Source organism: Nitratiruptor sp. YY08-10 (genome assembly GCF_016629565.1).
Classification (GTDB): Bacteria; Campylobacterota; Campylobacteria; order Campylobacterales; family Nitratiruptoraceae; genus Nitratiruptor.
Window position 1 is genome coordinate 1,138,169 of sequence record NZ_AP023057.1, and the last position, 13,379, is coordinate 1,151,547.

A 13,379-nucleotide genomic window follows, 5' to 3' on the forward strand; every position below is an offset into this window, starting at 1 on the left:
ACTAAATCAAAATATCTCGATTCCCCTTCGCATTGGGCGAAGAGAGAACTCCCATATTTTCTAACTGTTCTACGATTCTTGCAGCCCTGTTGTATCCTATTTGTAACCTTCTTTGAAGATAGCTAATGGAAGTTTTTCTCTCGCTTAATACAATCTGTTTTGCCTCTTCAAACAGTTCATCCAAATCCTCCGATCCTGTTTTTCCTGAACTTGAATCGCCACTTCCAATATTCTCGGCCAAAAACTTCTCATCATACTCAGGTTCTTGTTGCTCTTTGAGATATTGAACAATGGTTTCAATCTCTTGCTCACTGATCCACGGCGCATGCAACCGGATAAGTCCAGCCGATCCTGGCGGCGTGAAAAGCATATCACCACGTCCAAGGAGGGATTCGGCTCCAATACTATCAAGAATAACTTTACTATCTATCTTTTGTCCTACACGAAAACTGATTCTTGCCGGAAGATTCGCTTTGATAAGACCTGTAACCACGTCAACGCTTGGCCTTTGTGTCGCGACAATCAAGTGTATCCCACTCGCCCGTGCCATCTGTGCAAGTCTTGCAATAGAATACTCCACATCTTTCCCGCTTGTCATCATTAAATCAGCTAACTCATCAATTATTACGACTATATATGGGAGTTCAGAAATTCCCTCTTTTTTTGCCTTTTTGTTAAAACTCTCAATATTCTTTGTTTTATACTGGCTCATAAGCTGATAGCGTCTCTCCATTTCTCCTACCATATTGCTCAATGCAACTACTGCCTGCTTCGAACTGGTTATGACAGGAGTTAAAAGATGTGGAATATCGTTGTAGATGCTGAATTCAAGCATCTTTGGATCGATCATCATCAGTTTGAGTTTCTCCGGAGCATTCCTATAAAGCAGGCTGATAACCATAGCATTGATTCCCACACTCTTCCCGCTTCCCGTAGTACCAGCAATCAGTAGATGCGGCAGTTTTTTCAGATCAGTAATAAATGGTTTTCCAACAATATCTTTTCCTAAAGCCAAAGTAAGCGGAGATGCTGCTTTTTTGAAAAGGTCACTCTCGATTATTTCTCTTAGATATATTGTCTGGAACTCTTTATTTGGTATCTCTATTCCTACGACATCTTTTCCCGGAATTGGTGCTTGAATACGAATAGTTTGCGCTTTCAAAGCCATTGCCAAGTCATCTGCAAGATTTAAAATTTTTGAAACTTTGATATGTGGGGCTGGTTTGAATTCAAAGGTTGTCACCAACGGACCGGTATATGTTCGAACAACATCTCCCTCAATTTTAAATTTTTTGAGTTTATCTATAAGTTCTTTGACTTTTTTATCGATTTCAGCTTCATTGATCTCATTTTTTGTTTTTGGTGCTTTTTGTAAAAAATCTATTGAAGGGAGTCGAAAGCCTTTCGGTTTTTCGACACCATCGCCCAGTTCAATATCTTCAAGAAGCTTTTTATTCTCTTCCAATTCCTGAACGATCTTGACATTGGTATCGGGGGTGTTTTCCTCTTTTTCATTTTTTTGTTCGCCCTTAGAACTTTTTTTAGTCTCTTTATGTTTTACATTTTCAAGTGACTTCTCCTCTTTTTTGACGTCTGTTTTTTTCGTACTTTTTGTCTTTTTTGCTCTTTCGGTTTTCTGTATCGAAATGGCGCTGTCCGTTTGTAATTTTTGTTCAATGTAATCTTCAAAAAAGTCTTTGATCAAAGCGATATATGCAATGGCAAGAAAAACAATCAATAACAACCATACTCCCACACTCCCAATATATGGAGTTAACATATCTACAATTGCACGACCAAATGCACCATTATATGTGTGTGGCAACAAAAGAGCTTGCAATAAAACCAGCGAAAAGAAAAGAATGAATGTTCCCATGATAATGTAAGCAATCTTTTTCCTATCAAGAACTTTTTGCCTGTAGATAACCCACAATGGCAGTAAAAAAACAAAAGGGTAAATATAGGAAAGGAGTCCGAAATAGAATCTGTTATATTTTCCAAACGTAGCACCCAATTTGCCTACAAAATGAAAATCACTAAAAATAGTCGATACACCCAAATAGACAAATAAAACGGCAACGATAAGAAATAGAATTTGCTTCACACATATCCTTTATTTTCTTTTTAATGAAATTATAATCCAAACAGAAAAAATATCATAACTTAAAGTATAAAATTAAACATTTTGCCATGAAATGTAACAAAAACCGTATAAATTGCTTTAAATTCCTTGAAATTTTTAAAAAATATTTGTAGAATTGTAGTGTAATGAAAAATTATAATAAAGGAAGAGCGATGAAAAAAGCGGAGTTCGTACAGATCGTAGCTGAAAAAGCTGGCCTTTCCAAAAAAGACACACAAAAAGTGATCGATGCGGCATTGGAAGTAATCACTGATGCTTTGAAAAAAGGTGACGAAGTAGCATTCATCGGGTTCGGTACATTTACTACAGCACAAAGAGCTGCAAGAGAAGCAAAAGTTCCTGGCACAAACCGAGTTGTAAAAGTTCCGGCAACAAGAGTGGTAAAATTCAAAGTAGGTAAAAAACTCAAAGAAGCGGTAGCGGAATAATTAAACTTGGGGTCAACCCCAAGTTTAAATTTCAAGTTTAAATTTAATGTAAGATTTATTTCGCTATTATTTCAGTCCAAATGGTCGCCGGGGTGGTGAAACTGGTAGACACGCGAGACTCAAAATCTCGTGGGCATTTGCCCGTGTGGGTTCGAGTCCCACCCCCGGCACCATTGCGGGAGTAGCTCAGAGGCTAGAGCACCTCCTTGCCAAGGAGGGGGTCGCGGGTTCGAATCCCGTCTCCCGCTCCATTACAACTTCTTGCACAATTCTTTTGAATACTCTATTTATATTAATAATTCTTTTTAGAAATCAAAATAAAAGAGGAGAACTCTCTATCGACCCTCCTCCAAAACAATCTCAATGTCGAGTATATCTTTATCACCTACTTTGTCTTTGGTTATACTTACATCTTTGATTTGGCTATACTTTTTGACCACTTCCATAATCTCTTGTTTCATCTGGTCAAGGTGGGGGTAGATGTTGCTGTCGCGATCCAGAGCTATCGCCACACTGAGGCGGTCCTTTGCTTTTTGGGCACTCTTTTTTTTCTTAAAGAAATCGAACAAGCTCATAAGAAGATCTTTTTCAATGATTTCAAAAGACCGCCTTTTTTAGGAGTCTCCACATCTTCAAACGCAACATCTTCCCCGCATAGTCTTCTGCTGATCCGATCAAAGGCTTTGCCCGCTTCACTTTCACTGTTTAATATAACAGGATGTCCTGTATTGGATGCTTCGATAATATATTGATCTTCTGGAACTTTTCCTATTAAATCAATTTCCAAAATGTCCAAAATATCTTCACTTGAGAGCATTTCACCTTTTTGGACAAGTTCAGGATTGATCCGATTTATCACAAGATATTTGGGAACTTCTTTTCCTTCCTGTGCCTTTTTGCTTTTCGCATCCACTATTCCAATTGCTCTATCTGAATCTCGAATAGAAGAAACCTCTGGGTTAACGACAACGATTACCGCATCTGCAAAATGAACAGCGTGTTCAAAGCCACTCTCAATTCCAGCTGGTGCATCGATAAAAATATAGTCAAACTCCTTTTTCAACTGCTCCAACAATTTTTGGACTTTCTCTTTGGAAAGCACTGTTTTGTCTTTTGTCTGGGAGGCCGCTAAAAAGGAGAGGTTTTTACTCTTTTTAAAAGGTATCAATGCTTGATGCAATTTCACATCTTCATCCATCACATGGGTGATATCATACACCACTCTGTTTTCAAGCCCCAATATCATATCAAGGTTTCTTTGGCCGATATCAAAGTCAACCACTACCGTTTTTTTTCCATGTAGTGCCGTCCCAATGGCCAAATTTGCAGAGGTTGTCGTTTTACCGACTCCACCTTTACCGCTGATAACAGAAAATATTATGCCCATTTCATTCCTTTATTTTTTCTATTACTATACCCTCTTCATCGAGGCTTACTTTATACAAACACCCATCGATAAAATTGTCCAATACATGATTGTGAAAGATGATTTTCGATTTTGGTCCCTTTTTGAAAAGCATAAAATTACCACTGCATTCTGCAGTCCCATCCATACTATCCAGTGCTATAAAGTTACCTGATGTTTTGATCGATGCGCCATCATTGACTCTTTTCAAGCACAAAACAGTATTTCGGGTCACAATCTCTTCACCGCTTCTCACTACGCGGTCACAGACTTCCACACCAATCGGCAATTCCTGTTTCTTTACCCGCTTCAATTGGGTCAAATGAAGATTTTTGACATACTGTACTCTATTCATATCCAGAAAGTTCTCAATTTTTCTTGAAACGTCTCCTTTGAGATGAAGCAGATAGTCTTTTAATAGAGGGATTTTCGGTTTGATAAACTGCAAAAACTCCTCTTCATTCTTTATCTCGATTTCCATAACAGAAACGTTGTATTGGTTGATTTGCACCAAAACCTCCCAAAAACAATGTTGTATAATTATATGAAAAATTATTGAAAAAGTGATAAATTGAAAGTAGCCGTAGCCGTTAGCGGAGCCAGTGGAGCTCAATTGGGACTAAAAACATACGAACTCCTTCCAGAATATATTGAAAAATATCTTATATGTACCCAAAATGCAAAAACTGTTTTAGAAAAAGAGAACGATTATTCTATATTGGATGATAAAGCTATTTGGGAAGGACCTGCCAGTGGAAGCTTCGGTCTGGATGCTTTGATAGTTGCTCCTTGTTCCATGAACACTTTGGCGAAAATCGCTGTTGGGATAGCAGACAATCTCACAACAAGGGCAGCAGGCGTTATGATCAAAGAACAAAAAAAACTCCTGTTAGCTCCTAGAGAATTGCCGTTTAGTCCGATAGCACTTGAAAATATGCTCAAGCTCTCCAGATTAAATGTTATAATTGCACCGCCTGTCATGGCATATTACAGCAATCAGCAGACACTTGAATCGATGGAAAATTTCATCATCGGAAAGTGGTTTGATCTATTAGGAATCAAACACAATCTTTATAAAAGATGGAGTAATGCGTAAAGTTATCTATCCCGGTACTTTCGATCCTATAACCAATGGACATCTGGATATCATCAAAAGAGCCAGCTCTATATTTGATCATGTTATCGTTGCTGTGGCTCGGTCGCAAGAGAAACGACCTATGTTCGATATAGCAACCAGAGTGAAAATGGCTCATATTGCTACATCCGATCTGCCAAATGTTACTATCAAAGAGTTCGATACGCTCTTGGTCAATTTTTGCCAGCAAGAAGATGCATTCATTGTCATACGTGGACTCCGAGCTGTGAGCGATTTTGAATATGAATTGCAAATGGGATATGCCAATCGCTCTTTGGATAAAAATATTGAAACACTTTATCTCATGCCAAGTCTGCAAAACGCTTTCATCAGTTCAAGCGTAGTACGAACAATCCTGAAATACAAAGGAAACGTCTCACATCTGGTACCGCAAAATATTATTCCTTATCTGGAGAGCCGTTAAGTGTATATTCTGTTTGAGGGAATCGACCGTGCCGGGAAAAGTACCCAGATAGAAAAATTGAAAATGTTGTATCCTGACGCCCTGTATACGAAAGAACCTGGTGCTACACCTCTTGGTGAAAAAATACGTGACATCGTACTTCATACGCACAATCCATCTTCATTGGCTGAACTCTTTCTTTTTTTGGCTGACCGGGCTGAACATATCGAAAAGGTGATAGTGCCAAATTTGCAAAAACGTATCATCAGTGACAGAGGATACATTTCAGGGATCGCATATGCAGCCGTCAAAACTGGTCTGGATCTGACTACACTGCACAATCTCAATGCAATTGCAATGAAAAATATTTATCCTGATAAAATCATATTTTTGGAACTCAGTGAACAAGAACTTCGAAACAGAATGGATGCTTTACCACTTGATTCCATTGAGCAAAGAGGTGTGCAGTATCTTTTACATGTGCAATCGATCATGAAACAAATCATCGAAAATGAACCAATACCTTCTCTCATCATCGATGCCTCTTTGGATGAAGAGACTATTTTTCATAAAATTTTGACATTTATAAAGGAATGAAATGGCGATAAAAGCGTTACGAGGAATGAAAGATATCTTACCACCGCTCAGCGATAAATATATCGATTTTTTGCAAACCGCTTCGCACTATGCACATAACTACGGTTTTTCATATATTGAGACCCCCTTACTGGAAGAGACCGCTCTTTTTAAAAGAAGCGTCGGCGAATCGAGCGATATTGTCGGCAAAGAGATGTATCAGTTCATTGATAAAGGGGGAAATGACATAGTACTACGACCTGAAGGTACAGCCGGCGTCGTTCGTAGTTTCATCGAACACAAACTGGACCGTCAAGGTGGTATCCATAGATTTTTTTACTATGGGTCTATGTTTCGATATGAAAGGCCACAAAAGGGACGTTTTCGTCAGTTCCATCAGTTTGGGGTAGAGAGTTTTGGAGAGCCAAGCGTGTATGAAGATGCCGCCATCATCCTTTTGGCCAAAACCATTCTTGATCATTTCAAAATCGATTACAGACTCAAAATAAACTCTCTTGGATGTCCGGTATGCCTCAAACCGTATCGAGAGGAGTTGATCAAATTTTTGCAAGATCAGGAGCATATATGTGATGATTGCAAACGAAGACGCAAACTCAATCCTATCCGCGTTCTTGATTGTAAAAACGAACAGTGCCAAAAAATCTATGAAAACGCTCCAAAACTTCTCAATCATCTGTGCCATGAGTGTGATCAAGAGTTCAAGGCATTGCAAACGATTTTAGACAATGAAGGTATAGACTATGAAGTGGATGAAAACCTGGTCCGGGGACTCGACTACTATACAAGAACTGCTTTTGAGTTTGTCAGTAACGCTCTTGGGGCTCAAAATGCCGTGGCAGGCGGAGGACGATACGACAATCTTGTCGAAATGCTCGGCGGAAAACCTACACCGGCAGTCGGTTTTGCCATAGGCATTGAGAGAATTTTAGATCTAATCGAAGAAAGACCTATCCAAAGAGAAGGATACTTTATCGGTGTTATGCTTCCTGAAGCGCTCAATATCGCTTTTGACATTGCAACCAAGCTTCGAAAAAGCAATCGGGTCATTATGGAATACAAACCAAAAAGCCTCAAAGCACTGCTCAAAGGCGCAGATAAGCATAATGCAAAATACGCTCTGATTATAGGAGAAGATGAGTTCAATGAAGGTCTTGTCTGGATTAAAGATCTTGAAAAGAAAGAGGAAAAAAGAATCGATCTACAAAACTTTTTGGAGCAATAATGAAAAATTACGGTATCCATCTGTGGTCCAATGGTGATTTTGTTATCGAAGATGGTGTGGTTAAAGTCAATTATGCCAATAAACCCTCCTTGTATGAGATTACAAAGCAGATCAGAGATACCGGAATCCGAGGGCCCGTTCTTCTTCGGTTTCCTCACTTAATCAAAAAACAGATCGACAATCTTTTCAAGGAGTTTCAAAAATCGATCGACCAATTCAACTATAAAGGAAATTTCAACGCCGTTTTTCCTCTGAAAGTGAACCAGTTTCCCAATTTTGTCTCTTCCTTGGTAGAAATAGCAAAAGAGTACAACTACGGACTGGAAGCTGGAAGCAAAGCAGAGCTCATCATAGCTATGGCATACAACAACAAAAATGCACCTATTACCGTCAATGGCTTCAAAGACAAAGGGATGATCACTCTTGGCTTTTTGGCTGCGAAGATGGGATACGACACCACACTTACAATCGAAGGGCTCGGTGAACTGGAAAACATCATTGAAGCGGCAAAAGAGTATAAAGACCCGATTCCAAATATCGGTCTTCGTATCCGTTTGCACAGTTCAGGTATCGGCATTTGGGCCAAAAGCGGAGGTATCAACTCAAAGTTTGGTCTAACGGCAACAGAACTGTTAGAAGCAATGGAGCTTCTAAAAAGGAACGATCTTTTAGAAAAATTCACCATGATCCACTTTCATATTGGCAGCCAGATTGGCGAGATCAATCCTGTCAAGAAAGCTTTGCGAGAAGCAGGAAACATCTATGCTGAACTCAAAAAAATGGGAGCCATGAATCTCAGAAACATCAATCTTGGCGGAGGCCTTGCCGTTGAATACTCCCAGCATGAAAATGTTCATCAAAGAAACTATACCTTGACAGAATTTACCAACGATGTCGTTTTCCTTCTCAAAGAGATAGCCCAGCAAAAAGGTGTTGAAGAGCCAAATATCTTTACTGAGTCTGGCAGATTTATCGCAGCAAGTCATGCAGTACTCATTGCACCGGTCCTTGAACTCTTTAGCCAAGAGTATACGGAAAAGGGATTACGACTCAAAGAAAAAAATCCTCCATTGGTACAAGAGCTTTATGACCTGTACACCTCGATCAATCCATCCAATGCTATTGAATATTTTCACGATAGCCTCGATCATATGGAATCGCTTCTGACACTATTTGATCTTGGCTATATCGATTTACAAGATAGAAGCAACACTGAAATTTTGGTGCACCTTATCATCAAAAAAGCGATAGAGCTAACAAAAGACAAAGATCGCTACGAACTCAAACGAATCCAAGACAGGGTCCAAGAGCGATATCTGCTCAACTTCTCCCTTTTCCAGTCCCTGCCAGACTTTTGGGGTTTGGGACAGCGCTTTCCGGTTATGCCTTTGAATAAACTTGATCAAACGCCTACGAGAAGTGCCTCACTATGGGATATCACCTGCGATAGTGACGGAGAAATCGATTTCAATGTGGATTATCCTCTTTTCTTGCACGATGTGGATCTTTCACAAGAGGAGTATTTTCTTGCTTTTTTCCTTGTTGGAGCCTATCAGGAAATTCTTGGTATGAAACATAATCTCTTCACCCATCCTACAGAAGTAACCGTTCGTTTTGATCACAATGGGTATAGTTTAGAAAATATGGTAGAAGCCCAAAGTATTCTCGATATCCTGTATGATTTAGACTACGACATCAACGAAATCCAGTCCAATCTCAAACAGCTTATTGCACAAAGTAATTGTGAGAATAAAGAGAAACTGTTAGAAATTTTGAGTATTCTTCTGCATGAAAACAATTATCTGAAAATTTCTCAAAAAAAGGAAAGCGATGCGTAAACTCTCTCTCTTTGAACAGATCAAAGAGGACTTCTCTATCGTATGGGAGCGAGACCCAGCGATCCATTCCAAGTTTGAACTCTTTACAAACTATCCGGGTGTTTGGAGTATCTTTTGGTATCGCATCGCGCATCGACTCTACCAAAAAGGATGGAAACTCTTTGCCAGAATGATCATGGGAATCAATCAAGTTTTTACAGGAATCGATATCCATCCAGCAGCAAAAATCGGTAGACGCGTCTTTATCGACCATGGTATAGGAGTGGTCATAGGAGAGACGACGGAGATAGGCAATGATGTTCTGATCTACCAGCAAGTCACACTAGGAGGCGTGAGTCTGAGTCATGGGAAACGCCACCCAACCATAGAAGATGGTGTCGTTATAGGTGCCGGGGCAAAAGTCTTGGGCAATATAACCATAGGAAAAAATGCCAAGATAGGAGCCAACTCCGTGGTCGTCAAGGATGTTCCGGCTGAATCTACCGCTGTCGGAATCCCGGCACGGGTTGTCAGCAAAGGACTTGATAAAGGAAAACTATCGCACAATAAACTTCCAGATATTGACAAGGAGCTCTTTGAGTACCTTTTGAAACGTTTCGCACTTTTGGAGCATGCTTACATGAGTGGTGATAAGAATTTGCTTAAAAAAGAGGAAGAATTGGATACAATATACCAAGAATTTTTGAAATCTATGAAGCTAAAGGATTGAAATGTTATCCCATAGAATCAATCAACTTTCAGAATCTCTTACTATGGCCATAACAGCCTTGGCAAAGGAACTCAAGGCAAACGGAAAAGATGTGTTGAGTTTCTCTGCAGGAGAGCCCGATTTTGATACTCCAAAGGCTGTCAAAGAGGCTGCAATCAATGCAATCAAAGAGGGTTTTACAAAATACACAGCCGTAGACGGCATTCCGGAGCTCAAAGCCGCTATCGTTGATAAGCTCAAAAGAGACAATAATCTTACGTATAAACCAGAACACATCATCGTAAGCAACGGCGCAAAACAGAGCCTTTTCAATCTCACTCAAGCTCTCATTGACGAGGGAGACGAAGTTGTCATTCCTTCACCTTATTGGGTGACCTACCCCGAGCTTGTCAAATATGCCGGAGGCAAACCTGTGATCATCGAAACAGATGAGAAAACAGGTTTTAAAATCACACCAGAACAACTCCAAGAAGCAATTACACCCAAAACAAAACTACTTATTCTCACTACACCATCCAATCCAACGGGAGCGGTCTACTCAAAAGAGGAGCTAGAAGCCCTTGCAACAGTACTTGAAGGAACGAATGTATATGTAGCAAGTGACGAAATGTATGAAAAGCTTGTTTATGATAATCTTGCATTTACAAGTGCGGCATCAATTAGTGAAGATATGCACAAAAGAACGATAACGATCAATGGCCTCAGTAAGTCAGCAGCGATGACTGGCTGGAGATTTGGCTATCTCGCTTCAACCAATACGGAGCTTATAAAAGCAATGAAGAAACTACAAAGCCAAAGTACTTCCAACATCTGCTCCATTACGCAAAAAGCTGCCATTCCTGGACTTGATGGTACGATCGATGATGAAATCGAGATGATGCGAAAAGCCTTTGAGCAAAGAAGAGACGAAGCGGTACAACTTCTCAATGACATAGATGGTCTTTCCGTTTTAAAACCACAAGGGGCATTCTATCTGTTTGTCAACCATAGTGCCGTAGAACAAGATAGCATGAAATTTGCCAAAGATCTTCTCGAAAAAGAGGGCGTTGCCGTCGTGCCTGGCATCGGGTTTGGGAGTGAAGGTTATTTTCGATTCAGTTTCGCAACCGATATCGATACAATTCGAGAAGGAATTCAGCGCATCAAAAATTTTGTCTCCAACTATTAAGGGCTCTTTGGCCCTTGTAAAGGCCAACCATGTATGTAGAGCATTTTTTTACACTCTCCTCTCAAACGAAAGAGCTTCTGCAAAACACACCCTATCAGTTTGGATTTGGACTACTGGGAGAAGTGACTTTCTACAGAAGCTACAGCCGGATTAAAGAGGATGGTACGAATGAACATTGGCCAGATACAGTCATACGTGTCACAGAAGGTATCTTTTCTATACGAAAAAATCACGCACTCAATTATCATCTTCCCTGGAACGAAAATGAGGCCCAAGAATTTGCAAAATATTTTGCCTTAAGTATGCTGCAATTCAAATGGCTTCCTCCCGGACGAGGATTGTGGATGATGGGTACTCGTTACATGTATGAAAGAGGAAGTGCGGGTTTATATAATTGTGCCGCCGTCGATACAGCTGATTTAGCACATGCAGCAGACTGGGCCATGGATATGCTGATGGTAGGAGCAGGTGTTGGCTTCAATACAGCATGGAGTGGCAAAGCAACCAGACCCGATAAAACTCATCCTAAGATGTATGTAATAGATGACAGCAAAGAGGGATGGGTCAAATCGGTTCGTTTGTTGATACAGAGCTATACCGACAATGCTCCATTCTACAGGTTTGATTATTCCAAAATCCGTCCTGCCGGATCTCCTTTGAAAACTTTCGGTGGAGTCGCACCAGGTCCCGAGCCTCTGAAAAGACTGCATAAAAATATAGAAAAGATTCTAGATGATTATGTAGATAAAAAAATTGACAAGACAAGATGTGTTGTTGATCTATTTAATAATATCGGTCTTTGCGTCGTTTCTGGAAACATCAGGCGATCAGCTGAGATTGCAATAGGAAAGCCAGAGGATGAGACATTTTTATATCTTAAAGATTATGAAAAATTTCCTGATAGAAAAGAGTTTGGATGGATATCCAACAATTCTGTAGTCATTGAAAATCTGGATGATTTTCACTTCATAGATGCAATAACACCATTGATCGCGACCAATGGCGAGCCAGGTCTCTTGCACCTTGAAAATATGCAAAAGTTTGGACGCTTTGGAGAGATCGTTCCAGATAAGGCATGGCTCAGCAATCCTTGTGGAGAGATTGCTCTTGAAGGATATGAGCTGTGCAACCTAAGCGAAATTTTCGTATCAAAATGTAAAAACGAAAAAGAGTTTTTGCAGCTTATTGAGTATGCGACATTCTACGCTTCCACCGTCAATCTTTTACCGACTCACAGAGCAGAAACGAATGAAATCATTGCAAGAAATAGAAGAATTGGTGTCAGCGTTTCAGGTGTAGCAGATGCTATCGAAAAATTTGGACTGGAAACCCTCATCAAATGGCTGCGTAAAGGGTATAAAAAGGTACGCGCTGTCAATGAAAGATTGGCAAAGGAAGCCGGAATTCCCGTATCACTGAAAGTAACATGTGTCAAGCCTTCCGGTACCATCAGCATACTGGCTGGAACGAGTCCAGGAATGCACTATCCTCTCGCCACATATGCTCTGAGACGTATTCGAATCGGCAAAACATCAAAACTAGCAAAACTTTTGATAGAATCCGGTCTTTCGTATGAAGAGGATCTGTATGATACAAATTCCTATGTATTTTCATTTCCCATCCGTTACGAAAATCCTCGATCAATAAAAGAAGTAGAGATCTATGAACAGATGCTGGTACTCTCTATGCTACAAAGAGAATGGGCAGACAATATGGTATCCAATACCATACAATTTGACCCTTCCCGTTACAATGCAAAAGATCTTAGCCAAATTATTAAATATTTTTTACCTATGATAAAATCGTTAACCCTCTTGCCAAAAGAAGAAACGGTTTATCCACAAATGCCTTTTGAATCTATAAGTGAAATGGAGTATAAAGAAAAAGTTTCGCAACTTCCAACTATCAAATGGAATCAATTAAGTGGACACCATGCTGACTCTGAGCGCTTTTGCAGCGCCCGAAGTTGTGAAATAAATCAGTCCCCACCGATACTCTCATCTTGATCAAGTGGTTTTGCTGATTCGTCTGGAATATAATCTTTTCCATACTCTTTTTTTGCAAGTTCCAAAGCTTCAATCAAATCATCGATATTTTCATAAGGGATATGAACTTTCCACTCTGGATTGAGTGCGTTTCCTTTCAGTGAGATACCGATACTCACAACAGGTTCACTGTCTGGACCATATGGTTCGGTTATGTGTGCAACACTTACGACACCCTCTTTTGTCCCGTAGAGATTAAAAAGCTTGATTTCACTATGTGTTTTTGCCATCTTCAGCCTCCTTTTGCTGTTTACAAAGATTATAACATAGGAGGCAAAAGATATTT

14 protein-coding genes and 2 tRNA genes are annotated in these 13,379 nt (G+C 39.9%); 11 read left to right on the forward strand and 5 right to left on the reverse strand.

Features of this window, described 5'->3' with window-relative positions:
• Window position 1: 1 nt before the first annotated feature.
• Complete coding sequence (locus tag JG735_RS06060; RefSeq protein WP_201334190.1) at window positions 2–2,104, reverse strand: DNA translocase FtsK; 2,103 nt, start codon at window positions 2,102–2,104, stop codon at window positions 2–4.
• Between the two features lie 191 nt (window positions 2,105–2,295).
• Between JG735_RS06060 and JG735_RS06065 the strand changes: the two genes are divergently transcribed.
• The 3 genes from JG735_RS06065 (at window position 2,296) to JG735_RS06075 (ending at window position 2,822) form a co-directional block, all read left to right on the forward strand.
• Window positions 2,296–2,571, forward strand: coding sequence for an HU family DNA-binding protein (locus JG735_RS06065; RefSeq protein ID WP_201334191.1), 276 nt, complete (start codon window positions 2,296–2,298; stop codon window positions 2,569–2,571).
• A gap of 86 nt (window positions 2,572–2,657) precedes the next feature.
• Window positions 2,658–2,744 (forward strand) — tRNA-Leu (locus tag JG735_RS06070).
• A 2-nt stretch (window positions 2,745–2,746) separates the two neighbouring features.
• Window positions 2,747–2,822: transfer RNA gene (locus tag JG735_RS06075), tRNA-Gly, on the forward strand.
• 84 nt (window positions 2,823–2,906) lie between these two features.
• Here the strand turns inward: JG735_RS06075 and minE are convergent.
• Genes minE through minC form a run of 3 tightly spaced genes read right to left on the reverse strand, consistent with a single transcriptional unit; the run spans window position 2,907 to window position 4,487 of the window.
• A complete protein-coding gene (minE, locus tag JG735_RS06080; protein WP_201334192.1) occupies window positions 2,907–3,146 on the reverse strand; it encodes a cell division topological specificity factor MinE in 240 nt (79 codons plus the stop codon).
• On the reverse strand, window positions 3,143–3,958 hold the full coding sequence (gene minD, locus JG735_RS06085; RefSeq protein WP_201334193.1) for a septum site-determining protein MinD: 816 nt from the start codon (window positions 3,956–3,958) through the stop codon (window positions 3,143–3,145). The genes minE and minD overlap by 4 nt, the downstream gene beginning before the upstream one ends.
• Before the next feature lies 1 nt (window position 3,959).
• Window positions 3,960–4,487: a septum site-determining protein MinC gene (gene minC, locus JG735_RS06090; protein WP_201334194.1), complete on the reverse strand. Its 528-nt coding sequence runs from the start codon at window positions 4,485–4,487 to the stop codon at window positions 3,960–3,962.
• A 60-nt stretch (window positions 4,488–4,547) separates the two neighbouring features.
• Here minC and JG735_RS06095 point away from each other — a divergent pair, with 60 nt between their 5' ends.
• Genes JG735_RS06095 through JG735_RS06130 form a run of 8 tightly spaced genes read left to right on the forward strand, consistent with a single transcriptional unit; the run spans window position 4,548 to window position 13,054 of the window.
• On the forward strand, window positions 4,548–5,072 hold the full coding sequence (locus tag JG735_RS06095; protein WP_201334195.1) for a UbiX family flavin prenyltransferase: 525 nt from the start codon (window positions 4,548–4,550) through the stop codon (window positions 5,070–5,072).
• Window positions 5,065–5,535: a pantetheine-phosphate adenylyltransferase gene (coaD, locus tag JG735_RS06100; protein ID WP_201334196.1), complete on the forward strand. Its 471-nt coding sequence runs from the start codon at window positions 5,065–5,067 to the stop codon at window positions 5,533–5,535. Before JG735_RS06095 ends, coaD begins: the two co-directional genes overlap by 8 nt.
• Entirely contained in the window at window positions 5,536–6,111 is a 576-nt protein-coding gene (gene tmk / locus JG735_RS06105; RefSeq protein ID WP_201334197.1) for a dTMP kinase, read from the forward strand.
• A 1-nt stretch (window position 6,112) separates the two neighbouring features.
• Window positions 6,113–7,333 (forward strand): histidine--tRNA ligase, encoded by a 1,221-nt coding sequence (gene hisS, locus JG735_RS06110; RefSeq protein WP_201334198.1) that lies wholly within the window; start codon window positions 6,113–6,115, stop codon window positions 7,331–7,333.
• On the forward strand, window positions 7,333–9,171 hold the full coding sequence (speA, locus tag JG735_RS06115) for a biosynthetic arginine decarboxylase (RefSeq protein ID WP_201334199.1): 1,839 nt from the start codon (window positions 7,333–7,335) through the stop codon (window positions 9,169–9,171). Before hisS ends, speA begins: the two co-directional genes overlap by 1 nt.
• A complete protein-coding gene (cysE, locus tag JG735_RS06120; protein ID WP_201334200.1) occupies window positions 9,164–9,880 on the forward strand; it encodes a serine O-acetyltransferase in 717 nt (238 codons plus the stop codon). Before speA ends, cysE begins: the two co-directional genes overlap by 8 nt.
• A 1-nt stretch (window position 9,881) precedes the next feature.
• A complete protein-coding gene (locus tag JG735_RS06125) occupies window positions 9,882–11,048 on the forward strand; it encodes a pyridoxal phosphate-dependent aminotransferase (RefSeq protein WP_201334201.1) in 1,167 nt (388 codons plus the stop codon).
• Window positions 11,049–11,077: 29 nt separating this feature from the next.
• Window positions 11,078–13,054: a fused protease/ribonucleoside-triphosphate reductase gene (locus JG735_RS06130; protein ID WP_201334202.1), complete on the forward strand. Its 1,977-nt coding sequence runs from the start codon at window positions 11,078–11,080 to the stop codon at window positions 13,052–13,054.
• Here the strand turns inward: JG735_RS06130 and JG735_RS06135 are convergent.
• Window positions 13,027–13,323, reverse strand: coding sequence for a hypothetical protein (locus JG735_RS06135; protein WP_201334203.1), 297 nt, complete (start codon window positions 13,321–13,323; stop codon window positions 13,027–13,029). The two genes, JG735_RS06130 and JG735_RS06135, sit on opposite strands and share 28 nt — an antisense overlap.
• Window positions 13,324–13,379 lie beyond the last annotated feature (56 nt).

Bases quoted from the DNA above. Each gene is read 5' to 3' on its own strand.
- JG735_RS06065 (WP_201334191.1), top strand. From the start codon at position 2,296: ATGAAAAAAGCGGAGTTCGTACAGATCGTAGCTGAAAAAGCTGGCCTT.
- minE (WP_201334192.1), bottom strand. From the start codon at position 3,146: ATGAGCTTGTTCGATTTCTTTAAGAAAAAAAAGAGTGCCCAAAAAGCA.
- minD (WP_201334193.1), bottom strand. From the start codon at position 3,958: ATGGGCATAATATTTTCTGTTATCAGCGGTAAAGGTGGAGTCGGTAAA.
- coaD (WP_201334196.1), top strand. From the start codon at position 5,065: ATGCGTAAAGTTATCTATCCCGGTACTTTCGATCCTATAACCAATGGA.
- hisS (WP_201334198.1), top strand. From the start codon at position 6,113: ATGGCGATAAAAGCGTTACGAGGAATGAAAGATATCTTACCACCGCTC.
- speA (WP_201334199.1), top strand. From the start codon at position 7,333: ATGAAAAATTACGGTATCCATCTGTGGTCCAATGGTGATTTTGTTATC.
- cysE (WP_201334200.1), top strand. From the start codon at position 9,164: ATGCGTAAACTCTCTCTCTTTGAACAGATCAAAGAGGACTTCTCTATC.
- JG735_RS06125 (WP_201334201.1), top strand. From the start codon at position 9,882: ATGTTATCCCATAGAATCAATCAACTTTCAGAATCTCTTACTATGGCC.
- JG735_RS06130 (WP_201334202.1), top strand. From the start codon at position 11,078: ATGTATGTAGAGCATTTTTTTACACTCTCCTCTCAAACGAAAGAGCTT.
- JG735_RS06135 (WP_201334203.1), bottom strand. From the start codon at position 13,323: ATGGCAAAAACACATAGTGAAATCAAGCTTTTTAATCTCTACGGGACA.